Annotated in this window: 21 protein-coding genes and 2 tRNA genes; 20 read left to right on the forward strand and 3 right to left on the reverse strand. The window is 66.5% G+C overall.

Features of this window, described 5'->3' with window-relative positions; all coding sequences use genetic code 11:
• Window positions 1–22: 22 nt before the first annotated feature.
• The 10 genes from rsfS (at window position 23) to AC1D0A_RS04715 (ending at window position 7,635) form a co-directional block, all read left to right on the forward strand.
• Window positions 23–424 carry a ribosome silencing factor gene (gene rsfS / locus AC1D0A_RS04670; RefSeq protein WP_018773346.1) on the forward strand — a complete coding sequence of 134 codons (402 nt, stop codon included), beginning with the start codon at window positions 23–25 and terminating at the stop codon, window positions 422–424.
• A gap of 162 nt (window positions 425–586) precedes the next feature.
• Window positions 587–659 (forward strand) — tRNA-Ala (locus AC1D0A_RS04675).
• Between the two features lie 156 nt (window positions 660–815).
• A tRNA-Ala gene (locus AC1D0A_RS04680) sits at window positions 816–891 on the forward strand.
• A 219-nt stretch (window positions 892–1,110) separates the two neighbouring features.
• Window positions 1,111–1,932 carry an amino acid ABC transporter substrate-binding protein gene (locus tag AC1D0A_RS04685; RefSeq protein WP_476945279.1) on the forward strand — a complete coding sequence of 274 codons (822 nt, stop codon included), beginning with the start codon at window positions 1,111–1,113 and terminating at the stop codon, window positions 1,930–1,932.
• A 36-nt stretch (window positions 1,933–1,968) separates the two neighbouring features.
• Window positions 1,969–2,634, forward strand: a complete 666-nt coding sequence (locus AC1D0A_RS04690) for an amino acid ABC transporter permease (RefSeq protein ID WP_173403096.1) — start codon at window positions 1,969–1,971, stop codon at window positions 2,632–2,634.
• Window positions 2,621–3,418 carry an amino acid ABC transporter ATP-binding protein gene (locus AC1D0A_RS04695; protein WP_243177239.1) on the forward strand — a complete coding sequence of 266 codons (798 nt, stop codon included), beginning with the start codon at window positions 2,621–2,623 and terminating at the stop codon, window positions 3,416–3,418. The genes AC1D0A_RS04690 and AC1D0A_RS04695 overlap by 14 nt, the downstream gene beginning before the upstream one ends.
• A 108-nt stretch (window positions 3,419–3,526) precedes the next feature.
• Entirely contained in the window at window positions 3,527–3,886 is a 360-nt protein-coding gene (locus AC1D0A_RS04700; protein ID WP_028277874.1) for a zinc ribbon domain-containing protein YjdM, read from the forward strand.
• Between the two features lie 14 nt (window positions 3,887–3,900).
• On the forward strand, window positions 3,901–5,016 hold the full coding sequence (locus AC1D0A_RS04705; RefSeq protein ID WP_243177240.1) for an NAD(P)-binding domain-containing protein: 1,116 nt from the start codon (window positions 3,901–3,903) through the stop codon (window positions 5,014–5,016).
• 115 nt (window positions 5,017–5,131) lie between these two features.
• The gene (locus tag AC1D0A_RS04710; RefSeq protein ID WP_243177241.1) at window positions 5,132–6,277 is read left to right on the forward strand and encodes a class I SAM-dependent methyltransferase; all 1,146 of its coding nucleotides are present in this window, start codon (window positions 5,132–5,134) and stop codon (window positions 6,275–6,277) included.
• 155 nt (window positions 6,278–6,432) lie between these two features.
• Window positions 6,433–7,635 (forward strand): ROK family transcriptional regulator, encoded by a 1,203-nt coding sequence (locus AC1D0A_RS04715; protein ID WP_043436509.1) that lies wholly within the window; start codon window positions 6,433–6,435, stop codon window positions 7,633–7,635.
• Between the two features lie 18 nt (window positions 7,636–7,653).
• Here the strand turns inward: AC1D0A_RS04715 and AC1D0A_RS04720 are convergent, their stop codons facing one another.
• Window positions 7,654–7,851 (reverse strand): hypothetical protein, encoded by a 198-nt coding sequence (locus tag AC1D0A_RS04720; RefSeq protein ID WP_018773338.1) that lies wholly within the window; start codon window positions 7,849–7,851, stop codon window positions 7,654–7,656.
• 429 nt (window positions 7,852–8,280) lie between these two features.
• On the opposite strand from AC1D0A_RS04720, the gene AC1D0A_RS04725 reads away from it, so the two are divergent.
• Together AC1D0A_RS04725 and metE are read left to right on the forward strand one after the other, a co-directional pair.
• Window positions 8,281–9,255 (forward strand): methylenetetrahydrofolate reductase, encoded by a 975-nt coding sequence (locus AC1D0A_RS04725; RefSeq protein WP_243177242.1) that lies wholly within the window; start codon window positions 8,281–8,283, stop codon window positions 9,253–9,255.
• 58 nt (window positions 9,256–9,313) lie between these two features.
• The gene (gene metE, locus AC1D0A_RS04730; protein ID WP_243177243.1) at window positions 9,314–11,656 is read left to right on the forward strand and encodes a 5-methyltetrahydropteroyltriglutamate--homocysteine S-methyltransferase; all 2,343 of its coding nucleotides are present in this window, start codon (window positions 9,314–9,316) and stop codon (window positions 11,654–11,656) included.
• Window positions 11,657–11,821: 165 nt separating this feature from the next.
• On the opposite strand, the gene AC1D0A_RS04735 is transcribed toward metE, so the two are convergent.
• A complete protein-coding gene (locus AC1D0A_RS04735; RefSeq protein ID WP_026537142.1) occupies window positions 11,822–12,328 on the reverse strand; it encodes a DUF2004 domain-containing protein in 507 nt (168 codons plus the stop codon).
• Between the two features lie 112 nt (window positions 12,329–12,440).
• On the opposite strand from AC1D0A_RS04735, the gene AC1D0A_RS04740 reads away from it, so the two are divergent.
• The gene (locus AC1D0A_RS04740; RefSeq protein ID WP_476945280.1) at window positions 12,441–13,838 is read left to right on the forward strand and encodes an aldehyde dehydrogenase family protein; all 1,398 of its coding nucleotides are present in this window, start codon (window positions 12,441–12,443) and stop codon (window positions 13,836–13,838) included.
• A 29-nt stretch (window positions 13,839–13,867) separates the two neighbouring features.
• Here the strand turns inward: AC1D0A_RS04740 and AC1D0A_RS04745 are convergent, their stop codons facing one another.
• Window positions 13,868–14,788 carry a LysR family transcriptional regulator gene (locus tag AC1D0A_RS04745; protein WP_476943513.1) on the reverse strand — a complete coding sequence of 307 codons (921 nt, stop codon included), beginning with the start codon at window positions 14,786–14,788 and terminating at the stop codon, window positions 13,868–13,870.
• Between the two features lie 317 nt (window positions 14,789–15,105).
• On the opposite strand from AC1D0A_RS04745, the gene AC1D0A_RS04750 reads away from it, so the two are divergent.
• The 7 genes from AC1D0A_RS04750 to nrdF all read left to right on the forward strand — a co-directional run bounded on the left by AC1D0A_RS04750 (window position 15,106) and on the right by nrdF (window position 23,226).
• Window positions 15,106–16,551, forward strand: a complete 1,446-nt coding sequence (locus AC1D0A_RS04750) for an NAD(P)/FAD-dependent oxidoreductase (protein WP_476945281.1) — start codon at window positions 15,106–15,108, stop codon at window positions 16,549–16,551.
• Window positions 16,548–17,309, forward strand: coding sequence for a DUF1365 domain-containing protein (locus AC1D0A_RS04755; RefSeq protein WP_476945282.1), 762 nt, complete (start codon window positions 16,548–16,550; stop codon window positions 17,307–17,309). Before AC1D0A_RS04750 ends, AC1D0A_RS04755 begins: the two co-directional genes overlap by 4 nt.
• Window positions 17,306–18,748 (forward strand): class I SAM-dependent methyltransferase, encoded by a 1,443-nt coding sequence (locus AC1D0A_RS04760; protein ID WP_476945283.1) that lies wholly within the window; start codon window positions 17,306–17,308, stop codon window positions 18,746–18,748. The genes AC1D0A_RS04755 and AC1D0A_RS04760 overlap by 4 nt, the downstream gene beginning before the upstream one ends.
• Before the next feature lie 408 nt (window positions 18,749–19,156).
• Window positions 19,157–19,402, forward strand: a complete 246-nt coding sequence (nrdH, locus tag AC1D0A_RS04765; protein ID WP_018773329.1) for a glutaredoxin-like protein NrdH — start codon at window positions 19,157–19,159, stop codon at window positions 19,400–19,402.
• Window positions 19,403–19,570: 168 nt separating this feature from the next.
• The gene (gene nrdI, locus AC1D0A_RS04770) at window positions 19,571–19,975 is read left to right on the forward strand and encodes a class Ib ribonucleoside-diphosphate reductase assembly flavoprotein NrdI (protein ID WP_476943516.1); all 405 of its coding nucleotides are present in this window, start codon (window positions 19,571–19,573) and stop codon (window positions 19,973–19,975) included.
• 65 nt (window positions 19,976–20,040) lie between these two features.
• Window positions 20,041–22,161 (forward strand): class 1b ribonucleoside-diphosphate reductase subunit alpha, encoded by a 2,121-nt coding sequence (gene nrdE, locus AC1D0A_RS04775; protein ID WP_476945329.1) that lies wholly within the window; start codon window positions 20,041–20,043, stop codon window positions 22,159–22,161.
• Between the two features lie 90 nt (window positions 22,162–22,251).
• Entirely contained in the window at window positions 22,252–23,226 is a 975-nt protein-coding gene (nrdF, locus tag AC1D0A_RS04780) for a class 1b ribonucleoside-diphosphate reductase subunit beta (protein ID WP_018773326.1), read from the forward strand.
• Window positions 23,227–23,374 lie beyond the last annotated feature (148 nt).

Genomic DNA, 23,374 nt, shown 5'->3' on the forward strand with positions numbered 1-23,374 from the left:
TTTCATCACTACAAGGAGTCCCGTGACTGCAACCGATTCATCCATCACTACCGCCCGCCACGCAGCCCGCGCTGCCTCGGAGAAGCTTGCCGAGGACATCGTGGCCCTGGACGTCAGCGAACGGCTGGCCCTGGCCGACGTTTTCCTGATTGCCTCGGCCCCGAGCGAACGCCAGGTCAACGCGATCGTGGACGGCATCGAGGACGAGCTCTCCAAGTTTGACCAGAAGCCCGTCCGCCGCGAGGGCCGCTCCGGCGGTCGCTGGGTGCTGCTGGACTACTCCAACGTCGTCATCCACGTCCAGCACGAGGAAGACCGCGTGTTCTACGCCCTCGAGCGCCTGTGGAAGGACTGCCCCGTCGTCGATCTGCAGCTCGGCGACGACGCCTCCGCCAAGGCCACCGCCGGCACCGACACGGAGTAGCCCCCGCGTTCAGGCCACCTCCGGACGCTAAACCGGGCCGAATATGCCCGATTTGGAATTTTCCGGAGGGCTGGTCTAAGATATTTGAGTTGCTTCGGAGAAATCCGGACAAAAAACCGGAACATCGCACGTCGGAAGACATGCTCGGAGCAGCGAAAATTCGGGGCTGTGGCGCAGCTGGTAGCGCACCTGCATGGCATGCAGGGGGTCAGGGGTTCGAGTCCCCTCAGCTCCACCGGATAATCCGCCGGAATCGAAAGATTCCGGCGGATTTTTTTGTGCACTGTTCCGCGTCCTGTTCCATGCGTCAGCGCGCCGATTAGCGCGAACGCGATTTGTGGTTTAGGCTATTCAGGTTGCTTCAGGGAGGACGAAACTTCCAGGCAAATGAGGGGCTGTGGCGCAGCTGGTAGCGCACCTGCATGGCATGCAGGGGGTCAGGGGTTCGAGTCCCCTCAGCTCCACCAGAAAGGGAATCACCGCTAGGCGGTGGTTCCCTTTTTCGTACCCTCCGCAGCTATGCGGGACTTCGAAAGCCGCATCCGTCAAAACCGTCTCATGACCGGACGTCATAAACTGTCATTTAGGCTCTCCACCCTGAGCTGGACCTTGCTATCGTCGCTAGGAGACAGCCGCCATGCGGCTTAGCTGGAAGGCCATTTCCGGCTCCACGACTAAGGAACATCATGAAGCGCACACGACTTTCCGTTATTGGCCTCATCGCTGCTGCAGGACTCGCCCTGGCAGGCTGCGGGTCGGCGTCCACCACCCCGGCCAGCTCAGCGCCGGCAGCCGGTGCGGACACCTCCCTCAGCGACGTCAAGAGCGCAGGCGTGCTCAAGGTCGGCACGGAAGGCACCTACAAGCCGTTCACGTTCCACACCAACGGCAGCGGTGAACTGACGGGCTACGACGTGGAGATCATGAATGCCGTCGCCGCGAAGCTGGGCGTCAAGCCCTCCTACCAGGAGACGCAGTTCGACGCCATCTTCGCCGGCCTCGACGCCAAACGGTTCGACGTCGTCGCCAACCAGGTTTCCATCACCGACGAGCGCAAGGCGAAGTACGACTTCTCCACCCCGTACACGGTGAGCACCGGCGTGATCGTCACCAAGTCGGACAACGACAGCATCCACTCCTTTGACGACCTCAAGGGCAAGACCACGGCGCAGTCCCTGACGAGCAACTGGTACAAGCTGGCGCAGCAGAGCGGCGCGAATGTCGAGGCCGTGGAGGGCTGGGCGCAGGCGATCACGCTGCTCAAGCAGGGCCGCGTCGATGCCACCATCAACGACAAGCTGACCTACCTGGACTCCCAGAAGACCGACCACGACGCCGGCATCAAGATTGCCGCCGAGACCACCGACAAGTCGCTGAGCGCGTTCGCCCTGCGCAAGGGATCCACCAGCCTGACCGATGCCATCAACAAAGCCCTCGGCGAGCTGGCGGCCGACGGCACGCTGACGAAGATCTCCCAGAAGTACTTCGACGCCGACGTCTCGAAGTAGCCCTGTGCAAGCCGCAGAGAAACGCCGCGTCCGGGCATGAGCATCAACTGGGAGCTCGTGTGGTCATCGCTGGGCCCACTCCTGACGGGTGCGATCTTCGGCACCATTCCCTTGGCGCTGGCCTCGTTCAGCCTGGGCCTGCTGCTGGCACTGGTGGTGGCCCTCATGCGGCTGAGCCGCAACCGCCTGGTTTCGGCGGTGGCGCGGACCTACATCTCCGTCATCCGCGGAACCCCGCTTTTGGTCCAGCTGTTCGTCATTTTCTACGGGCTCCCTTCCGTCGGAATCACCATCAGCCCCTGGCCCAGCGCCATCATCGCGTTCTCCCTGAACGTCGGCGGCTATGCCGCGGAGGTCATCCGGGCGGCCATCCTGTCGGTTCCGAAGGGCCAGTGGGAGGCCGGCCACACCATCGGAATGTCGCGCCGGCAGACGCTAGTGCGGATCATCCTGCCGCAGGCCGCCCGGGTCTCGGTTCCGCCGCTGTCGAACACCTTCATCAGCCTGGTCAAGGACACGTCGCTGGCGTCGCTGATCCTCGTCACCGAACTGTTCCGCGTGGCGCAACAGGTGGCGGCCTTCAGCCAGGAGTTCATGCTGCTGTATCTGGAGGCGGCCGTGATCTACTGGGTCATCTGCCTCGTTCTCGCCAGCGGACAGTCCGCCCTGGAGAAGAGATTGGACCGCTATGTCGCCCACTGAACCTCAACCCTCTGACGTTACTGTCCCGGACGAGCCGCTCCTGACCGTCACGGGCTTGCGCAAGTCGTTCGGCCACCATGTTGTGCTCAAATCCATCGACCTTGAAGTCCGCCGCGGCGAAGTGGTCACGTTGATCGGGCCGTCCGGATCAGGAAAGACGACAGTCCTGCGCTGCCTGAACGGCCTCGAAGTGCCCGACGCCGGCGTCGCCGAATTCGCGGGGGAACTGACCGTGGACTTTGCCACACCCGTGGCGAAGAAGCAGGTTCTGGCCTTGCGGGACCGTAGCGCCATGGTGTTCCAGCACTACAACCTATTCCCGCACAAGACCGTCCTGGAGAACGTGATCGAGGGCCCGGTCCAGGTGCAGAAGCGGCCCAAGGCGGATGCGATCCAGGAGGCCCGGGACCTGTTGGCCCGCGTCGGCCTGACCGGCAAGGAGAACAGCTACCCGTTCGAGCTCTCCGGCGGCCAGCAGCAGCGCGTCGGCATTGTGCGTGCCCTCGCCCTGCGCCCGCAACTGCTGCTCTTCGACGAGCCCACCTCTGCGCTGGACCCCGAGCTCGTGGGCGAGGTCCTGGCCGTCATCAAGGAACTCGCGGACGAAGGCTGGACCATGGTGGTGGTCACCCATGAGCTCGCGTTCGCCCGTCAGGTGGCCGACGAGGTCATCTTCATGGACGGCGGCGTGGTGGTCGAACGCGGCCACCCCGATACCGTTCTGCGGGACCCGCGGGAGGAACGCACGCGGCAGTTCGTGGACCGCCTGCTGAACCCGTTCTAGGGCGCCCCGCCAGCGGCGGGAAAAAGGGGCGAGAAAAAGTGGCGAGAATTCGGGCGGACACACGGGCGGGCACACGGGCGGGCACAGGCGGCGACTAAACTTGGTTGGGTGAACGATTCCCTGCCTCCGTGCCCCGAATGCTCCAGCGAATACACCTACGAAATGGGGGCGCTCCTGGTTTGCCCGGAGTGCGCGCACGAATGGTCCGCATCCGCGGAGACTGACACAGAGGCCGACGCCCCTGCGGCCGCCGTCATCAAGGACGCGGTGGGCAACGTCCTCGCCGACGGCGACACCGTCACCGTGGTCAAGGACCTGAAAATCAAGGGCAGCTCCACCGTCATCAAGGTCGGCACCAAGGTCCGCGGTATCCGCCTGGTCAACGGTGTTGGCGACCACGACATCGACTGCAAGGTTGACGGCGTGGGTCCCATGCAGCTCAAGTCCAGCGTCGTCAAGAAGATCTGACCGGGGACGCGACCGTGACCGCAGAGACGGTGCGGGCCGCCGACGTCGTCGTGGTCGGCGCCGGCCAGGCGGGCCTGTCGGCGGCCTACCATCTTCTGCGCCGCGGCTTCGTCCCGGCCGGCGCTGACGCGGCCGGCCCGCCACCGGCCGGGACGTACATCGTGCTCGACGCCGAGGACGGGCCCGGCGGAGCCTGGCGGCACCGCTGGAAGAGCCTGCTCATGGCCACGGTGAACGGCATCAGCGATCTCCCGGGAATCCCGCAGCCCGATGTGGACCCCGCCGAGGCCAGCTCCAGTTTCCTCACCCGCTATTTTGGCGGGTACGAGCACGACCTCGGCCTCGCGATTGAGCGGCCGGTCAAAGTGCAGTCGGTGAGCCGCGAGGACGATGACCCCGCCGGGCGACTGAGCATCGCAACCTCCCGCGGCCGCTTCTCTGCCCGCGCCCTCATCAACGCAACCGGCACCTGGACCAGGCCGTTCTGGCCCATCTATCCGGGCAAGGCCAGCTTCCGCGGCCGGCAGCTGCACGTCGCCGACTACGTTTCCGCCGACGAATTCCGCGGGCAGCACGTCATCGTGGTCGGCGGCGGGATCTCGGCCGTCGGGCTGCTCGATGAGATCTCCAAGGTCACCACCACCACATGGTTCACGCGCCGGGTGCCGGTCTGGCGCGAGGCCGCGTTCGACCGGCAGGCCGGCCACGACGCCGTCGCCCTGGTCGAGGAGCGGGTGCGCCAGGGCCTGCCGCCGCAGAGCGTCGTCTCCGTGACGGGCCTGATCTGGACCCCGGCCCTGCGCGCCGCCGCCGCGCGCGGCGCCCTGGACCGGCACCCCATGTTCACCGCGATCGAACCCGACGGGGTCCGGATGGCTGACGGCAGCTTCCTGGCCGCCGGGGTCATCCTGTGGGCCACGGGATTCCGGGCCGAACTCGAACACCTCGCCCCGCTGCACCTGCGCGGACCCGGCGGCGGCATCGCGATGAACGGCACCCAGGTCGCGGGCGAGCCGCGGGTGCACCTCGTCGGCTACGGGCCTTCCTCGTCCACCATCGGCGCCAACCGGGCCGGCCGGGCCGCCGTCGCCGGAATCGGCACCCTGCTGGCCCGGTCCGGTATAACGTAAAACGTAAGACCTAAAAGGTAAATCAGGTCAGAGCAGCACCGGGGGAGGCCTCACACCCGGCTCCCACTGCCAGCACCCATACCCAAGCCCGAGAAGAAACGGCGGCACAACGCGCGTGGCGGACAACAGCTTCGAATCCCTCTTTGCCCGGCTGAGAAGATTCCCGGACGTCGAGGCCGACAACCTGCAGGCCTGGGACGCCACGGACAGGCTCCTGCTCGACTCTGCCCTGGAGATGCCCGCGGCCGGCCTGCTGCAGCCCGGGGGCAGGCTCGCGGTGGTGGGGGACCGGTACGGTGCCCTCACCCTCGGCGCCCTGACCCTCGGGGCGGAAGGCGTGCGCGTCCAGCAGGACCTCATCACCGGTGAACGGGCACTGCGGGCGAACGCCGAGGCCCTGGGCATCGACGGCGGCTTCGAGCAGCTCCCGTTGGGTGCCGAACTGCTGGAGGGAGCCTCCCTGGTTTTGCTGCAGTTGCCGCGGTCCCTGGCGGAACTTGAGGAAATCGCCGACGCCGTGGCCCGCTACGCGGCGCCCGAGGTGGTGCTGGTCGCGGGCGGACGCGTCAAACACATGAGCCTGGGCATGAACGCCGTCCTGGCGCGCTGCTTCGAGGATGTCCAGCCCCAGCTGGCGCGGCAGAAATCACGGCTCCTGCTGGCCCGGAACCCCAGGCCGGTCCCGGCCGCGCTGCCCTTCCCGGTCACTGAGGTCAACGACGAACTGGGCCTCACGGTCTGCGCCCGGGGCGCCGTCTTTGCCGGCACCGGGCTGGATATCGGGACCAGGTTCCTGCTGGACTTCCTGCCCCGGATGCCGCACGCCACCCATGCCGTCGACCTTGGCTGCGGGACCGGAATCCTCGCCGCGATGTACGCCCGCGCCAACCCCGGCGCCCGCGTCACCGCGACCGACCGGTCCGCCGCAGCCGTCGACTCAGCCCTGGCCACCTCCCGGGCCAACGGCCTGGACGGTCGGATCGACGTGCTTCAGGACGACGCCATGAGCTCCCTCCCGGACGCCAGCGCGGACCTGGTGCTGCTCAACCCGCCCTTCCACCTGGAAGCGGCGGTCCACTCCGGCGCGGGGATCAAGCTGATCGAAGCGGCCGGCAGGGTGCTTGCCCCGGGCGGGGAGCTCTGGACCGTGTTCAACAGCCACCTGCACTACCGGCCGGCCCTGGAACGGCTGATCGGTCCCACCCGCGAGGCCGGCAGGAATCCAAAATTCACCGTCACGGCCAGCACCCGGCGGCCTTGACGCAAGAAACTTTGTGTCGGTAAAGCGCAAGTGTGGGCGCACGCCTGCACGTAACGTACGATTCTGACAACTGCTGTGCGTGGCCAAAACGTTTAGAGGTATCAGTGACCGAGTTCCGGCAACCCTCGCCGAGGCGAGGGACCAACCTACCGAAGATGGGCGACTTCAACCTCACAGTCATCCTCGACGCCATCCGCCGCACGCCGGGCGGGCTGAGCCGGGTGGAACTCGCCCAGATTGTCGGACTCTCGCCGCAGACCATCTCCAACATTTCCCGCCGCCTGCTGGACCAGCACCTGATCGTCGAGGCAGGCAAGGAAGGCACCGGGCCGGGCAAGCCCAGGACCATGCTCCGGCTGAATCCCTCGGGGATGTATGCCGTGGGCGTCCACCTGGACCCGGCCGTCCTCACGTTCGTCGTGCTGGACCTGCTCGGTGCCGTCGTCCGGCACTCACGGATCACCACCCCGCCCGGCACCGACCCCAGGGCTGTCATTGACACCATCGCGGGCGAAATCAAGAGAATCATCCTGGACTCCGGGGTGGACCCGGACCGGATCGCCGGGCTCGGGGTTGCGTCGCCGGGGCCCATCGACCTCAACGAGGGCGCCGTCGTGGACCCGCCGCTGCTGCCGGGCTGGGACCACGTGGGGCTGCGGGATGGCCTCGCGGAGGCCACGGGCCTGTCGACACTCATGGACAAGGACGTCACCAGCGCAGCCGTGGCCGAAACCTGGGCCGGGGGCCCCAGCGGCGAGGGCAGCTTCGTCTTCATGTACATGGGGACCGGGATCGGCTGCGGGATCGTGCTCAACGACGAAGTCGTCCGCGGGACCTCGGGCAACGCCGGAGAAATCGGGCACATCATCGTCGACCCGGGCGGTGCCCTCTGCGACTGCGGGCAACACGGCTGCGTGAAGTCCTCCGCCATTCCGCAGGTCCTCGTGGCGCAGGCTGAGGCAGCCGGGATATTGAATGGTTCACTCCAGGACAGGAGCGCGCCGGCAGTTCAGGAACGTTTCGCCGAGTTGTGCGCGATCGCCGAAGCCGGCAACGACGCAGCCAAGGAAATCATTCGTGGGTCCGCAGTGCTCGTGGCCCGTGCGGTGTCGGTCGTCACCAACGCCCTGGACGTGGACCGGGTAGTGTTCGGCGGCCCGTTCTGGACCTGCCTCTCAGCGGCTTACCTCGAGCTGGTCCCCGGACTGGTTGAGGCGAACAGTGCCACCCGGAGGATTCACGGGATCGAAGTCGTGGGCACGGGGGTAGGCGAGGACGTCGGCGCCGTCGGTGCGGCCTGCCTGGTGCTCGAACACACGCTGGCCCCGCGTTCCCAGCGGCTGCTCCTGGGCGACTAGACAGGGGCTAACCGGGCCTCAGTCGATGTCCTCAACCACCGTCCCATACGGGATGGTGTCATCCAGATGCGCCTGGTGGCCATGCGGAAGCACGAGAATCCGGACCCCGTGCAACCTCTCTGCGGCCGACTGCATGAGCACGGGCCGGACGGTGTTGATGAAGCTCTCGCTCTTGCCGGCGAGGTACTGCTGGTAGCTGGCTGGAAGCTGGATCATGGCAACAGGATAGTCCTGCCGGGGTGCGTTGGGGAGAGCAGCCGCGCGGGGCGAAAATGCCGTCTTGGGCGAACATTGTTCTGCCCGGCGCCGCAAACGGCCGTAAAGGTGCGTCTTAATTCGGGGACCGACTTGAAGGGCCCCACGGCCCGGCCTTAGAGTTCTATACAAGTTACCTCAGTAACGTGTCAGCGATCCTCCGCTGAAAGCTGCCCCCGGGCGGCCCAGGAGGGTGTGGGTGCCCCCATGTGGGCCTGACATTTGCTCACGGACAACTTCGTATCAGGCGTAACAGTCGCGGCTGCGCCCTGCTGAAGTTCCCTCCGTGTTCCCCAAACTCAATTCACTGACGACGGAGTTTCCGTTTCTGGTTCCGGTCCTCCGGGATTCCGGATCTCCCGGCGGCAGTGTTCAAAGCCAAGGACGCAAATGTCACCACCAAGCCTTATCGATACCCATCCCAATCTTGCCGGCGCGGCCCCTGTTGCGCTGTCCTACGAGCTGTTCCCGCCGAGGTCTCCCGCAGCCGCGGAATCCCTTTGGACCACCATCGGCGAACTGGAAGCCACGGACCCGGACTACGTGTCCGTGACCTACGGCTCCAACGGCTCGAACCGCAGCACCGCCGTCGATCTCGTCAACCGGCTCGTGCAGGAAACGACGCTCCGGCCCCTGGCCCACCTGACCTGCGTGGGGAATTCCCCGCAGGAACTGGCGGAGATCATCGGCGAACTGCTCGACGTGGGCGTCCGCGGCATCCTCGCCCTCCGCGGCGACCGGCCCAAGGATGGAGAAACCCCGCCGCCGGGATCACTCCGGTACGCCCAGGACCTGATCGAACTCATCCGCCGCGTGGAGCAACGCCGCTCGGCGCTGCTGTGCGCCGGCAGGGTCGCGGTCGGCGTCGCCGCCTACCCGACCCGGCACCCGGAATCCCCGAGCGAGGCACACGACGTCGAGGTCCTGCTGGCCAAGCAGCGCTCCGGCGCCGACTTCGCCATCACCCAGGTCTTCTTCCACACCGAGCAGTACGCCGACCTCCTCGCCCGGGCCCGCCGGGCCGGGGTGACCATCCCGATCATTCCCGGGGTCATGCCGCTCACCAGCCTCCGGCGGCTCGCCCGGCTCGGCGAACTGACCGGCGTGGAACCGGCCCCGGAACTGATCGAACGCCTCGCGGCTGCCGATACCGACGCCGACCGGACCCGGATCGGGGTCAGCGCCACCGTTGATCTCGCCAACGCAGCCCTGGACGCCGGAGCCCCCGGCATCCACCTCTACACGTTCAATGAGCACGCCGCGGCCCTGGATGTGCTGGACAAACTCGCGCTGCCCCGCCCGCACCGCGGCAACCGGAACAGCGGCAACCGGCACACGGCCAGCCGCCGCCAGCTCGCCAGCTGACCGCGCCAAGACAACACAACTTCCCTCCGCACCACACCACCAACACTTAGGACTTCCCATGACTGCACTGAACACCCCCAACCCCACTCCGTTCCCGGCTGCCTCGATCCTGGGCTACCCGCGCATCGGCCGCCGCCGCGAACTCAAGAAGGCCGTCGAGGCCTACTGGGCCGGCAAGATCGACGCCGCAGCCCTGGACGCGGCCGCCAAGGAAATCCAGCTCGGCACCGCCAAGCGGCTTCAGGGCCTGGGCCTGACCGAAGCCGCCGCGGTGCCCGGCACCTTCTCCTACTACGACCAGGTGCTCGACGCCGCCGCCCACCTCGGCGCCGTGCCGGCCCGCTTCGGGAACCTCCTCAACGCGCAGGGCCAGCTCGACATCGACGGCTACTTCACCCTGGCCCGCGGCAACAAGGACCAGCAGCCGCTGGAAATGACCAAGTGGTTCGACACCAACTACCACTACCTCGTGCCGGAAATCGGGCCGGAAACCAACTTTGCGCTGACCTCGAACCGGATCGTCGAGGAATTCGAGTACGCCCTCGCCAACGGCGTCGAGACCCGCCCGTACATCGTCGGCCCGGTCACGTTCCTGCTGCTGAGCAAGGCATCCGACGACGCCCCGGCCGGCTTCAGCCCGCTGTCCCGCCTGGAGGACATCCTCCCCGTCTACACCGCGCTGCTTCAGAAGCTCGCCGCCGCCGGCGCCAGCTGGGTCCAGCTCGACGAGCCCGCCCTCGTGGTGGACCAGGACACCCCGGCCGTGGAAATCCAGGCCGCCGTCGCCCGTTCCTACGAGGCCCTGGCCGCCGCGGCCCAGCGCCCGCAGCTTTTCGTCTCCACCCCGTACGGCGCGCTCAACGGCCAGCTCGGCACCCTCGCCGCCACCGGCATCGACGCCCTGCACCTGGACGTCTTCAAGGGCGAGGTCCCGTCCGCCGCTGCCCTGGCGGCGCTGGGAAACAAGACTCTCGTCGCCGGCGTCGTGGACGGCCACAACATCTGGCGCAACGACCTCGCCGCTTCCGCGAAGAAGATCGCCGAACTGAAGAAGTCGGTGGCCAAGCTGGCCATCAGCACCTCCACCTCCACCCAGCACGTCCCGCACGACGTCGACGAGGAAGTCCAGCTCTCCGAGCAGCTTCGCAGCTGGCTGGCCTTCGCCGACCAGAAGGCCGTTGAAGTCGTCACCCTCGCCGGTCTGCTGACCGACGAGGCAGCCGTCCAGCCCGCTATCGACGAGGCCACCCGCGTCATCGCCTCCCGCGCCGAGGCCGAAGGCGTCCGCCGCGGCGACGTCCGGGCCCGCACCGCCGCCCTGACCGGCGCCGACTTCAACCGCTCCGCCTACGCCGTCCGCGAGGCAGCCCAGGACAAGGCGCTGCACCTGCCGCCGCTGCCCACCACGACGATCGGATCCTTCCCGCAGACCGGCGAAATCCGCACCGCCCGGGCCCGCGCCAACCGCGGCGACCTCACCACGGAGCAGTACGAGCAGCTCATGAAGGACGAGATCAAGCGCGTCGTGGAGCTGCAGGAAGAGCTCGGCTTCGACGTCCTGGTCCACGGCGAGCCCGAACGCAACGACATGGTCCAGTACTTCGCCGAGAACCTCGAAGGCTTTGACGTCACCGTCCACGGCTGGGTCCAGTCCTACGGCTCGCGCTGCACCCGACCGTCCATCCTGTGGGGCGATGTCACCCGCAGCGCCCCGATCACGGTGAAGTGGGCCGAGTACGCGCAGTCCCTGACCAGCAAGCCGATGAAGGGCATGCTCACCGGCCCGGTCACCATCCTGGCCTGGTCCTTCGTCCGCGATGACCAGCCGCTTGGCGAGACCGCCAACCAGGTGGCACTGGCCCTCCGCGACGAGATCGCCGACCTCGAGGCGGCCGGTATCAAGGTCATCCAGGTGGACGAGCCGGCGCTGCGCGAGCTCCTGCCGCTGCGCAAGGCCGACCAGGCCGCGTACCTGGACTGGTCCGTGAAGTCCTTCCGGCTCTCCACCGCAGGTGCCGCGGACGCCACCCAGGTCCACACGCACCTGTGCTACTCGGAGTTCGGCGCCATCATCGACGCGATCGACGGCCTCGACGCCGACGTCACCTCGATCGAGGCCGCCCGCTCCCGAATGGAGGTCGTCCACGACCTCGAGTCCCACGGCTTCGGCCGCGGCGTTGGCCCGGGCGTCTACGACATCCACTCGCCCCGCGTCCCGGGCGAACAGGAAGTCACCGAACTGCTCAGCACCGCCGTCAAGCACGTCCCGTCCCGCCAGCTCTGGGTCAACCCGGACTGCGGCCTGAAGACCCGCGGCTACGCCGAGACTGAAGAGTCCCTGCGCAACCTCGTCACGGCCACCAGGACGGTCCGAGCCGAACTGCTCTCAGCCGCCAAGTAACAGGCCACCAGGCAAGCAGCCGACAAGGAGCCCGCTCCACACACAAACGACGCCGGCCGGTCACCCTCCAAGGTATCGATTGCTGAGCAGCCGCCGTTTTGAGCGCCCGGAAGGGCATCTACGGAGCAGTCGATGCAGGACTACCGGCGACTCAGGATGCCCGGGTCAGGACTCCCAGAGGATTTCGTCGTCGACGACGCCGTCCTCATCCGCGGACGCGACGAGGACCTCGTCGGTGAAGTGCTGGCCCAGCGTGAAATCGAGGACGAAGTAGCGTTCCGGCTGGCCGGGGTAGATGCCCACGTGGCCGAGCTTGAGCGCCTTGAGGAAGACCTCGTCGGTCAGCTGGCTCTTGTCCTCGACGCCGAAGACCTTCTTGAGGTGCTCGTCCTTGATCGCGTTGCAATGGAAGTGGCGGTACTCCTGCGGACTGGTGCCTTCCTGGTCCAGTTCCTCGGCGATCATTTCGCGGACCTGGTCCACGAGTTCGGGCAGGAAGCGCAAGCGGTAGTCAACTTTATGCATGGCCGCTTCATCGAAATGGTCATGCGCGTTGACGTTCAGGTCAAGCTCCACGGTCTGGCCCGCCAGCTCATGCGTGGCGGTGAGATTATGCTCCCGTCCGTGGTTGAGCTCGACCTCTCCGAAGTGCTTGCTCGCTACCTTGTTCATATCTTCAACATAGTCCTGAAAACCGGACCATTCCAGCGTTGAAGAGTTTTCCCTACCGGAGCAATATCCGGTACCGGACGGGCGGACGGCCGCATGACTGTACATTGATCGGATGCAGCATGTAATCTCACCCGTCGGCCGTGCCCGGGCCGCGTTCGACGCCGGGACCACCCGCCCGCTCGCCTGGCGGTTGGATCAGCTGCGCCGGCTTCGGCGCATGCTCGCGGAGCGGCACGCGGACTTCGCCGAAGCCCTCGCCCGCGACCTGGGCAAGCACCACACCGAGGCGCAGCTCGCGGAGATCGGGTTCGTGGACGCCGAGGCGGCGCACCTGGAGCGGCACCTCGAAGGCTGGCTGCGGCCCCGCCGCGTGCCGGTGCCGCTGGCAGTGCGGCCGGCCCGCGCCTGGACCGAACTCACCCCGCTGGGCGTGGTGCTGGTGATCGGGCCGTGGAACTACCCGCTGCAACTGCTGCTCGCCCCGCTCGCCGGCGCCCTGGCCGCGGGAAACACCGTGGTCCTCAAGCCGAGCGAACATGCCCCGGCCACGTCGGCCGTACTGGCCCGCTGGATTCCCGAATACCTGGCCGGCGCCGCCGAAGTGGTTGAGGGCGGCATCCCGGAGACCACCGCCCTCCTGGCCGAACGCTTCGACCACATCTTCTTCACCGGGGGAGAAGCCGCGGCCAAGGTGGTCATGCGCGCGGCGGCCGAGCACCTGACCCCGGTGACGCTGGAGCTCGGCGGCAAGTCCCCGGCCTACGTCGATGCATCCACGGACCTGGCCACGGCGGCCAAACGCATCGCCTGGGGCCGGTTCATGAACGCCGGGCAGACGTGCGTCGCACCCGACTACGTCCTGGCCCGGGAGGAGATCCTGGAGCCGCTGCAGGCCGAGCTGATCAAGGCCGTTACGGCGCTCTTCGGACCGGACCCGGCGGCGAGCCCGTCGTACGGCCGGATAGTCGATGACCGCCACTTCGCACGGCTCGCGGCCCTCGCCGACGCCAGCACGGTGGTGCACGGCGGACAGCGCGACGCCGCCAGCCGCTACTTTGCGCCGACCCTGCTGCGCCCGGCGCCCGGCGACGCCGTCATGGCGGAAGAAATCTTCGGACCGCTGCTGCCACTGGTGCCCGTGGACGGGCTCGACGAGGCCATCGAGGAGGTCAACGGGCGCGCCAAGCCGCTGGCACTCTACGTCTTCAGCAACGATCCGCAGACGCGCCGCGCCTTCGCCGGGCGGACCTCGTCGGGGGCCCTGTGCTTCGACGTTCCGGCGGCCCACCTGTCCGTCCCCGGGCTGCCGTTCGGCGGGGTCGGCGGCAGCGGCATGGGGGCCTATCACGGGGAACATTCGGTGCGGACGTTCTCGCATGAGCGCCCCACCCTGGACAAGCCGCTGTGGCCGGACACGCTGGAACTGATCTATCCGCCGTACACCCGGACCAAGCACCGGATCATCGACGCGCTGGTGGCGCCGGTCGGGAAGCGGGCCAGGAAGCGCTGAACGCACGCAGGGCTAACGGGGGCTTCAGCTCAGTCCTTTCGCGCGGTCCCGGACCGGTGCATCGTCTCGGCCAGCAGCTCCACGAAGAGCTGGACCTGGGCCGTCCGTTTCTCGTTGATCAGCAGGGCGAAAACATTCCGTGCCAGCCGGATCTCCGGCACATCGAGGACCACCACCCCGGCAGGCCGGTGCCGCAAGGCCAGGTCGGGGACCAAGGCGGCGCCGAGCCCGGCGGCGGCCATCTCCAGGCTCGCGTGGAAGTCATCGCTGTAGGCCACCACGCGGGGGTGCAGGTTGCAGCTCGCGAAGAGCCGTTCAATCACCGTGGCGTCGGACGTGCCGGGGTGGTGCATGATCCAGGGCATGTCCGATAGGTGCGGCGCGGCGACCTTGGAATCCGTGCCGATGCCCCAGGCTGCCGGCAGCACCACGCGGAAGTCGTCGTCGCCGATCCACTGCCGGTCCACGGTGTGCGGCCAGGCGAGGCCGGACTGTCCCACCTGGTACACCAGGGCGACGTCGAGTTCGCCGCCGGTCCGCAGCCCCTGGATGGTCTGGGCCGGCTCCGCGACCGAGACCCGCAGGTCGATGCCGAGCTTCTTCCAGGCCGGGTTCTGCAGGATCGGCGGCAGCACATAGGTGGCGAGGCTCGGGAAGATGCCCAGCCGCAGCTCCTGGCTGGGACTCTCCTGCGCCCGGGAGGCGGCGGCCATCAGCGTCTCGATGTCCGTCAGGACCTTGGCGGCGTGCCGGGTCATGACGACGGCGGCTTCGGTCGGCTGGATGCTGCGGGCCGCGCGCTGGAACAAGGTGACGCCGGTGTCGCGTTCCAGTGCCGACATTTGCTGGGAGACGGCCGAAGCCGTGTAGCCCAACCGGGTGGCGGCGGCCGCAAACGAGCCAAGCCGGATCACTTCCACAAGGGTCCGGAGATGGACGGGGTTGATCAAGGGCTGCCCTTCGCCTGGTTGCGGGTCCACGGAGACGGGACCGGAATTCCCGCTTCATTGTGGCATATCCGGCCCTCCGGCGGCCGTGCCGGTCTGCGTGCTGATGTGTCTGCCTGAATGTCCGCACGGAAAGTCTGCGCTGCGCGGCCGGGCCCATGCAGGAGAATCCGAGGAACCCAGCTCACGTGGCAGATGACGGCGTCACTGGCGACGGTCTGACAGCAAAACTGAAAAATTCCACATTCATACTCATCCGGCCACCCGACAGCATCGAATTGCCCATAAGAGACTTCGGGCCAGACAACAGGAGCAGATCAGTGTCGCAAGCAGCAGGGATACCGGCAGGCCGGCGCGTCGCCGTCATCGGCAGCGGAGTGGCGGGGCTGACCGCCGCGTACGTGCTGAACGGGCAGGACCGGGTAACGCTCTTCGAGGCCGACTCCCGGCTCGGCGGCCACGCCCACACCCACGATGTGACGCAGCAGAACGGACCCACGCTGGGCGTGGACACCGGCTTCATCGTCCACAACGAGCGGACGTATCCCACGCTCCTGCGCCTGTTCGCCGAGCTCGGCGTCGAAACCCAGGACTCCGAAATGAGCATGTCCGTCCGCTGCGACGGCTGCGGGCTGGAATACGCCGGCGCACGGGCCAAGGGGCGCGGGATCATTCCCCGGCCGTCCACCCTGCTGCGTGGCCGCTACCTGCGGATGCTGCTGGAAGTCACCCGGTTCCACCGCCGGGCCCGCGCACTGCTGGCCGAACCCGCCGCAGGCACGGCAGCCGCCGGACACGAGCTCACCCTGGGGGAGTTCCTGGCCCAGGAGAAGTTCAGCAGCTACTTCATCTCGCACTTCATGACCCCCGTGGTCAGCGCCGTTTGGTCCTGTGACCCCACCACCGCGCTGGCCTACCCGGCCCGCTACCTGTTCACCTTCCTGGGCCACCACGGCCTGCTCGGCGTCAAGGGCTCCCCGCAATGGCGGACCGTCACCGGCGGCTCGCGCAGCTACGTCGACAAAGTCGCCGCGACCCTCCCGGACATCCGGCTCGCCAGCCCGGTCACCACGGTGCACCGGCACGCCGACGGCGTCGACGTCACGTCCGCGCTCGGTGCCGGGACCGTGCGCGAGACCTTTGACGCCGTCGTCATCGCCACCCACCCGGCGCAGGCCCTGCGCATGCTCACCGACGCCTCGGCTGCCGAGAGGGCCGCCCTTGGCGGCATGCCGTATTCGGTGAACCAGACGCTCTTCCACCGTGACGAGGCCGTGCTGCCGGCCAGCCCCAACGCCCAGGCCTCCTGGAACTACCGGCTGCCGTCCTGCGACGCCCGGCCGGACAAGGTCCTGGTCAGCTACGACATGACGCGGCTGCAACGGCTGGAACCCGTCGACGGCGGCCGGTACATCGTCAGCCTCGGCGAATCCGAGCTGATCGACGACGCCACGGTCCTGGACCGGATGGTCTACGAGCACCCGCAGTACACCCCGGAGTCGCTGGCGGCGCAGCAGCGGATCCTCGGACTCGGCGACGGGCGGCTGGCCTTCGCCGGCGCGTACCACGGCTGGGGATTCCATGAGGACGGCGCCCTGTCCGGCCTCAAGGCCGCCGCCCGGCTCGGCCGCGACTGGGACCCGGTCAACAGCGACACTGTTAACATCGGCACGGTCAACATCGGCGCAGGGGCCGTAGACCCGGACCTCGCCCCGGCCGCAGTCCAGCCGGCCACAGCTCAGCCGGCCACGGTGGAGGTGCCATGAGCGCGCCGGCCACCATCCATCCGGCCGCCCTCCACGGCGCGGCCATCTACCGCACTGCCATCGCCCATGTGCGGCGGACTCCGCTGCGCAACGCGTTCACCTACCGCAGCTACAGCTGGTATGTCGACGTCGACCATCTCCCGCAGCTGCCGCGCCTGCTGCGGCCGCTGGCGGGATTCCGGGTGGAGGACCACCTCGGCGATCCGGACGGCACCCTGCGCGGCAACGTGGAAAGCTACCTTGCCACCCAGGGGATAAAGCTCGACGGCGGACGTATCACCATGCTTGCCAGTGCCCGGGTGTTCGGGCACGTGTTCAACCCGCTGAGCGTGTTCTGGTGCCATAGTGCCACCGGTGAGCTGCGCTGCGTCGTCGCCGAGGTCCACAACACGTACGGGGAGCGGCACTGCTACCTCCTCGAAACCGACGCCACGGGCAGGGCGAGCGTCCCGAAGGCGTTTTACGTCTCGCCGTTCAACGACGTCGACGGCGAGTACCGCATGAAGCTCCCCGAACCCGGCGAACGGCTCGCCGTGTCGATCGTCCTGGAACGGGAGGGACAGCAGCCCTTCATCGCCACCATGGACGGCGTCCGGCACGAAGCGGGCGTGCGGAACATCGTGTCCGCGGCGCTCGCCGTACCCGCGGCCCCGCTGCGTGTCGCGGCGCAGATCCGCTGGCAGGGCATCAAACTGTGGGCGCGCCGCCTGCCCATCATCAAAAAACCACACCACCCTTCACAGGAGGCAGTTCAGTGACAATGACCGAAGCGACCGGATCCGGTACGGGACGGGCTCAGGGCACCACGCACGGCAGCGCAGTAAACGGCAGCGCCGTCAACAGCGGGCTCGTCACCGGCAGGGTGCCGTACACCGTTCCCCAGCCTCCTGCCACCATCGACGCCGCCATCTGGCCCAGCATCGCCACGGTGCCCTCGAGCCTCAAGGCCCGTGTGGCCGGACGCGCGGCGGACGCCATCTTCAAGGCGGCCGTGCGCAGGCTGCCGCTGGAAGTCCGGTACCCGGACGGCACAGTGTTGGGCAAAGCAGCACTGGGCACGGCTCCCTCCGACCAGGTACCCGCCGGCACCGTGTCTGATGAGCCTGCCGCCGCCTACCCCGTCATGACCATCAACCGACCCGTTGCCTTCGCCACCCGCCTCGGCGACGGCGGCCTGATCGGCCTGGGCGAGTCCTTCATGGCCGGCGACTGGGACGCCGATGACCTCACCGCCGTCATGGAGGTGTTTGCCTCCCGCGTCGGCACGCTCGTTCCCGAGCCGCTGCAGAAGCTGCGCGGGCTGTACCTGCCGCGCCAGCCGCGCAGGGAACGGAACACGGAGAAGAACACCCGCTCCAACATCTCCCGGCACTACGACCTCTCCAACGAGCTCTTCGCCTCGTTCCTGGACAGCACCATGACGTACTCCAGCGCCCTCTTCCCGGAAAGCGGCGACGCCCTGCGGCACGTGGCCTGGGGCGGGCTGGCCGCCGCGCAGCAGGCCAAGATTGACCGGTTGCTGGACAAGGCCGGCGTGAAGGAAGGCACCCGGGTCCTGGAAATCGGCACCGGCTGGGGAGAGCTCGCCCTGCGCGCCGCCGCCCGCGGCGCCACCGTCTACTCCGTGACGCTCTCCAGCGAGCAGCAGGAACTGGCCCGCCAGCGCGTGGCCGAGGCCGGCTACGCCGACGCCGTCACGATCGAGCTCAAGGACTACCGCGCCGTGGAGGGCGAGTACGACGCCGTCGTCTCGGTCGAAATGATCGAGGCAGTCGGCTTCGAATACTGGGCCACCTACTTCCAGACTATCGAGCGGGTCCTGGCCCCGGGTGGCAAGGTGGCCATCCAGGCCATCACGATCGCCCACGACCGGCTCATGGCCACCCGCACCAGCTACACCTGGGTGCACAAGTACATCTTCCCGGGCGGGGTCATTCCGTCCGTCCGCGCCATCGAGGACATCACCGCGAAGCAGACCGGACTGCGCGTCCGCGAACGCCTCGCCATGGGCGAGCATTACGCCCAGACCCTGCGGCTCTGGGAGGAACGGTTCATGGCCCGCGAAGACGAGGTGGGGGCCATGGGCTTCGACGCGGTCTTCCAGCGGATGTGGCTGTTCTACCTCTGCTACTGCCGGGCCGGGTTTGAAACGGGCTACCTCGACGTGCAGCAGATCGTGCTCGACTCCGCCTCCTAGCGCCGGTGTTAGAACAATCACGAATCGCTTGAGGCGGGCACCACGGTGCCCGCCTCTTTCGTGTGCCCGGACACCAGATGTAGTGGCCGGCGCCACCGATCCGGGTCCCCGCGGCGGCGCGCGACACGCCGTCTGCGGTGCGACACGCGGGCGTGATTAATGTGGCTACCTACTCCACAGGGTGTGGATTTCGTCCGCCAAAATGGCGAAAATCCGGACATTTGGCGGGCCCCCTCCTGTGGATTAAAGGTGGGTTAAATGACATACTTGTAATACATCATCTTGGGGTCCACATGAGGCTCTTGCACTACATGTAGTATCGACATACAGTTCCAGCAGAGCATCAGCGCGGGACATCCGGAGCCGGGATTGCGCTCCACAGAAGACTTCAACAAAGGGGACAGGACCATGACCGTTACGGTTTACACGAAGCCGGCCTGCGTTCAGTGCAACGCGACCTACCGCGCGCTGGACAAGAAGGGCATCGCCTACCAGAGCGTCGACATTTCCCAGGACGCGGAAGCCCTTGAGCGCCTGAAGTCCCTGGGCTACATGCAGGCCCCCGTTGTCGTCACCGACCAGGACCACTGGTCAGGTTTCCGCCCGGACAAGATCGAAGAACTGGCGCAGGCTGCCGCCGTCGCTGTAGCCTGAAACGCTCCGGACGCCTGAAAAGCCCGGGACGCCGCTACCAGGCAAGAATTCACGGTAGATGAGGTGACCACCGTGGCTGTAACAACTGAAGATCGGGTGGCTGCCACGGCTGACAGCGGGGAAGCGGTCAGCACTGCAGCACCGGCCACCACAACGCACTGCCGGCTCATCTACTTTTCCTCCACCTCCGAAAACACGGCACGCTTCGTTGCGAAGCTGGGCGTCGAGGCCGCCAGGATCCCCCTTTACCCGAGGGACGCTCCGCTGGTGGCCCGGGAGCCCTACGTTTTGTTGCTCCCGACCTATGGGGGCACCGGGGGAGAGGGATCTGTTCCAAAGCAGGTCATCAGGTTTTTGAACGATCCGGGCAACCGGAAGCTGATCCGCGGAGTGATCGGCGCAGGAAACACCAATTTCGGGGACAACTACTGCATGGCAGGGGACATCATCGCCGCCAAGTGCAAGGTCCCGCACCTATATCGCTTCGAACTCATGGGGACGCCGGAAGACGTCAACCGCGTACAACAAGGATTGGAAGAGTTTTGGACACGACTGTCGCAGACAAAGCAGTAACTGAAGGCGCAGGCCTGAACACGGGCACGGGCACCGGCGCCGCCGCTGTTGAGAAGAAGCACGAGATGCCGGCCGCCTACAAGGGCCTGGGCTACCACGAGCTGAACGCCATGCTGAACCTCTACGGCCCCAACGGGGAAATCCAGTTCGAGGCCGACCGCGAGGCCGCGCACCAGTACTTCCTGCAGCACGTGAACAACAACACCGTGTTCTTCCACGACCTCGAGGAAAAGCTCGACTACCTCGTCAAGAACGAGTACTACGAGCGCGAAACCCTCGACCAGTACACGATGAACTTCATCCGCGAGCTCTACAACCGCGCGTACAAGAAGAAGTTCCGCTTCGAGACCTTCCTCGGCGCGTTCAAGTTCTACACCTCCTACACGTTGAAGACGTTCGACGGAAAGCGCTTCCTGGAGCGCTACGAGGACCGCGTCTGCATGGTGGCCCTGCACCTGGCCCGCGGCGACGAGAAGCTCGCCACCCAGATGGTGGACGAGATCATCGAGGGCCGCTTCCAGCCGGCCACCCCGACGTTCCTGAACGCCGGCAAGCGCCAGCGCGGCGAGCTGGTCTCCTGCTTCCTGCTCCGCATCGAAGACAACATGGAGTCGATCGGCCGGTCGATCAACTCCGCGCTGCAGCTCTCCAAGCGCGGCGGCGGCGTGGCCTTCGCGCTGACCAACATCCGCGAGGTCGGCGCGCCGATCAAGCAGATCGAGAACCAGTCCTCCGGCGTCATCCCCGTGATGAAGCTCCTCGAGGACAGCTTCTCCTACGCCAACCAGCTCGGTGCCCGCCAGGGTGCCGGTGCGGTGTACCTGCACGCGCACCACCCGGACATCTACCGCTTCCTGGACACCAAGCGCGAGAACGCGGACGAGAAGATCCGCATCAAGACCCTCTCCCTCGGCGTCGTCATCCCGGACATCACCTTCGAACTCGCCAAGCGGGACGAGGACATGTACCTGTTCTCCCCGTACGACGTCGAAAAGGTCTACGGCATGCCGTTCTCCGACGTCTCGGTCACCGAGAAGTACTACGAGATGGTGGACGATTCCCGGATCAAGAAGACCAAGATCAAGGCGCGCGAGTTCTTCCAGACCCTGGCCGAGATCCAGTTCGAATCCGGTTACCCGTACATCATGTTCGAGGACACCGTGAACCGGGAAAACCCGATCGACGGCAAGATCATCATGTCCAACCTGTGCTCCGAGATCCTCCAGGTCTCGCAGCCCACCACGTACCACGATGACCTGTCCTACGACCAGACCGGCAAGGACATCTCCTGCAACCTGGGCTCGCTGAACATCGCCAAGACCATGGACTCGCCGGACTTCGGCCTGACCATCGAGACGGCCATCCGGTCCCTCTCGGCCGTCTCGGACATGTCCAACATCACCTCGGTGCCCTCGATTGCCCGCGGCAACGACCAGAGCCACGCGATCGGTCTCGGCCAGATGAACCTGCACGGCTACCTGGCCCGCGAGCGGGTCCACTACGGTTCCGAAGAGGGCCTGGACTTCACCAACATCTACTTCTACTCGGTGGTGTTCCACGCGGTCCGCGCCTCCAACCTGCTGGCCATCCAGACCGGCCAGACCTTCGGCGGCTTCGAGAAGTCCAAGTACGCCTCCGGCGAGTTCTTCGACAAGTACACCGAGCAGGCATGGGTCCCGCAGACCGAGAAGGTCGCGGAGCTGTTCAAGAACATCCACATCCCCACCCAGGATGACTGGCGCGAGCTGAAGGCCTCCGTCATGGAGCACGGCATCTACAACCAGAACCTGCAGGCCGTTCCGCCCACCGGCTCGATCTCCTACATCAACAACTCCACCTCCTCGATCCACCCGGTGGCGTCCAAGATCGAGATCCGCAAGGAAGGCAAGCTGGGCCGCGTGTACTACCCGGCGCCGTACCTGACGAACGACAACCTGGAGTACTACCAGGACGCGTACGAGATCGGCTACGAGAAGGTCATCGACACCTACGCCGCTGCAACCCAGCACGTGGACCAGGGCCTGTCCCTGACGCTGTTCTTCAAGGACACCGCCACCACGCGCGACATCAACAAGGCCCAGATCTACGCCTGGAAGAAGGGCATCAAGACCATCTACTACATCCGTCTCCGCCAGCTCGCGCTGGAAGGGACCGAGGTAGAGGGCTGCGTCAGCTGCATGCTGTAGCTTCAACTAAATCGTGACAGTACGACGGCGGGCGCCCGCCCGCCGTCGTACGCTTTAACTAAGAACTAAACCCAACATTTAGGGGATGACATGACCGAAAAGGTCAAGCTGCTGAGCCACGTCGAGGCGATCAACTGGAACCGTATCCAGGATGACAAGGACGTGGATGTCTGGAACCGTCTGGTCAACAACTTCTGGCTGCCGGAGAAGGTGCCGCTGTCCAACGACGTGCAGTCGTGGGCGACGCTGACCCCGGACGAGCAGCAGCTCACCATGCGCGTGTTCACGGGCCTGACCCTGCTGGACACCATCCAGGGCACCGTCGGCGCCGTGTCGCTGATTCCGGACGCGCTCACCCCGCATGAAGAGGCTGTCTACACGAACATCGCGTTCATGGAGTCTGTGCACGCCAAGAGCTACTCCTCCATCTTCTCCACGCTGGCCTCCACCAAGGAAATCGACGAGGCGTTCCGCTGGTCCACCGAGAACGAGAACCTTCAGAAGAAGGCCCAGATCGTCATGGACTACTACCAGGGCGACGACCCCCTCAAGCGCAAGGTGGCCTCGACGCTGCTGGAAAGCTTCCTGTTCTACTCGGGCTTCTACCTGCCGATGTACTGGTCCTCCCGGGCCAAGCTGACGAACACGGCCGACCTCATCCGCCTCATCATCCGTGACGAGGCCGTCCACGGCTACTACATCGGCTACAAGTTCCAGAAGGGCCTGGAAGGCCTGTCGGAGGAGCGCAAGCAGGAGATCAAGGACTACACCTTCGAGCTGCTCTTCGAGCTGTACGAGAACGAGGTCCAGTACACGCACGACCTCTACGACTCCGTCGGCCTGGCCGAGGACGTCAAGAAGTTCCTGCACTACAACGCCAACAAGGCCCTGATGAACCTGGGCTACGAGGCCATGTTCCCGGCCTCCGTCACCGACGTGAACCCGGCCATCCTGTCGGCCCTGTCGCCGAACGCTGACGAAAACCACGACTTCTTCTCGGGCTCGGGTTCGTCGTACGTGATTGGCAAGGCTGTTAATACTGAGGATGATGACTGGGACTTCTAGTTCCTCCCAACTCTCTGTCCCATCGCTCGCTCCTGTTGTGCTCATAAACCGGGACGGCGGCCCCGCACGCATACGCGTGCGGGGCCGTTTTTGCGGGACGCGACCCCAACACTTCCGCTTCATGGGCAAAGCTCATCCTCGAAGCGCT

Source organism: Arthrobacter sp. P1_D4 (assembly GCF_056406115.1).

What these genes read in the sequence shown, in the direction of transcription:
- AC1D0A_RS04685 (WP_476945279.1), top strand. Translation starts at nt 1,111, where the DNA reads ATGAAGCGCACACGACTTTCCGTTATTGGCCTCATCGCTGCTGCAGGA.
- AC1D0A_RS04690 (WP_173403096.1), top strand. Translation starts at nt 1,969, where the DNA reads ATGAGCATCAACTGGGAGCTCGTGTGGTCATCGCTGGGCCCACTCCTG.
- AC1D0A_RS04695 (WP_243177239.1), top strand. Translation starts at nt 2,621, where the DNA reads ATGTCGCCCACTGAACCTCAACCCTCTGACGTTACTGTCCCGGACGAG.
- AC1D0A_RS04715 (WP_043436509.1), top strand. Translation starts at nt 6,433, where the DNA reads ATGGGCGACTTCAACCTCACAGTCATCCTCGACGCCATCCGCCGCACG.
- AC1D0A_RS04720 (WP_018773338.1), bottom strand. Translation starts at nt 7,851, where the DNA reads ATGATCCAGCTTCCAGCCAGCTACCAGCAGTACCTCGCCGGCAAGAGC.
- AC1D0A_RS04725 (WP_243177242.1), top strand. Translation starts at nt 8,281, where the DNA reads ATGTCACCACCAAGCCTTATCGATACCCATCCCAATCTTGCCGGCGCG.
- metE (WP_243177243.1), top strand. Translation starts at nt 9,314, where the DNA reads ATGACTGCACTGAACACCCCCAACCCCACTCCGTTCCCGGCTGCCTCG.
- AC1D0A_RS04735 (WP_026537142.1), bottom strand. Translation starts at nt 12,328, where the DNA reads ATGAACAAGGTAGCGAGCAAGCACTTCGGAGAGGTCGAGCTCAACCAC.
- AC1D0A_RS04740 (WP_476945280.1), top strand. Translation starts at nt 12,441, where the DNA reads ATGCAGCATGTAATCTCACCCGTCGGCCGTGCCCGGGCCGCGTTCGAC.
- AC1D0A_RS04755 (WP_476945282.1), top strand. Translation starts at nt 16,548, where the DNA reads ATGAGCGCGCCGGCCACCATCCATCCGGCCGCCCTCCACGGCGCGGCC.
- nrdH (WP_018773329.1), top strand. Translation starts at nt 19,157, where the DNA reads ATGACCGTTACGGTTTACACGAAGCCGGCCTGCGTTCAGTGCAACGCG.
- nrdE (WP_476945329.1), top strand. Translation starts at nt 20,041, where the DNA reads ATGCCGGCCGCCTACAAGGGCCTGGGCTACCACGAGCTGAACGCCATG.
- nrdF (WP_018773326.1), top strand. Translation starts at nt 22,252, where the DNA reads ATGACCGAAAAGGTCAAGCTGCTGAGCCACGTCGAGGCGATCAACTGG.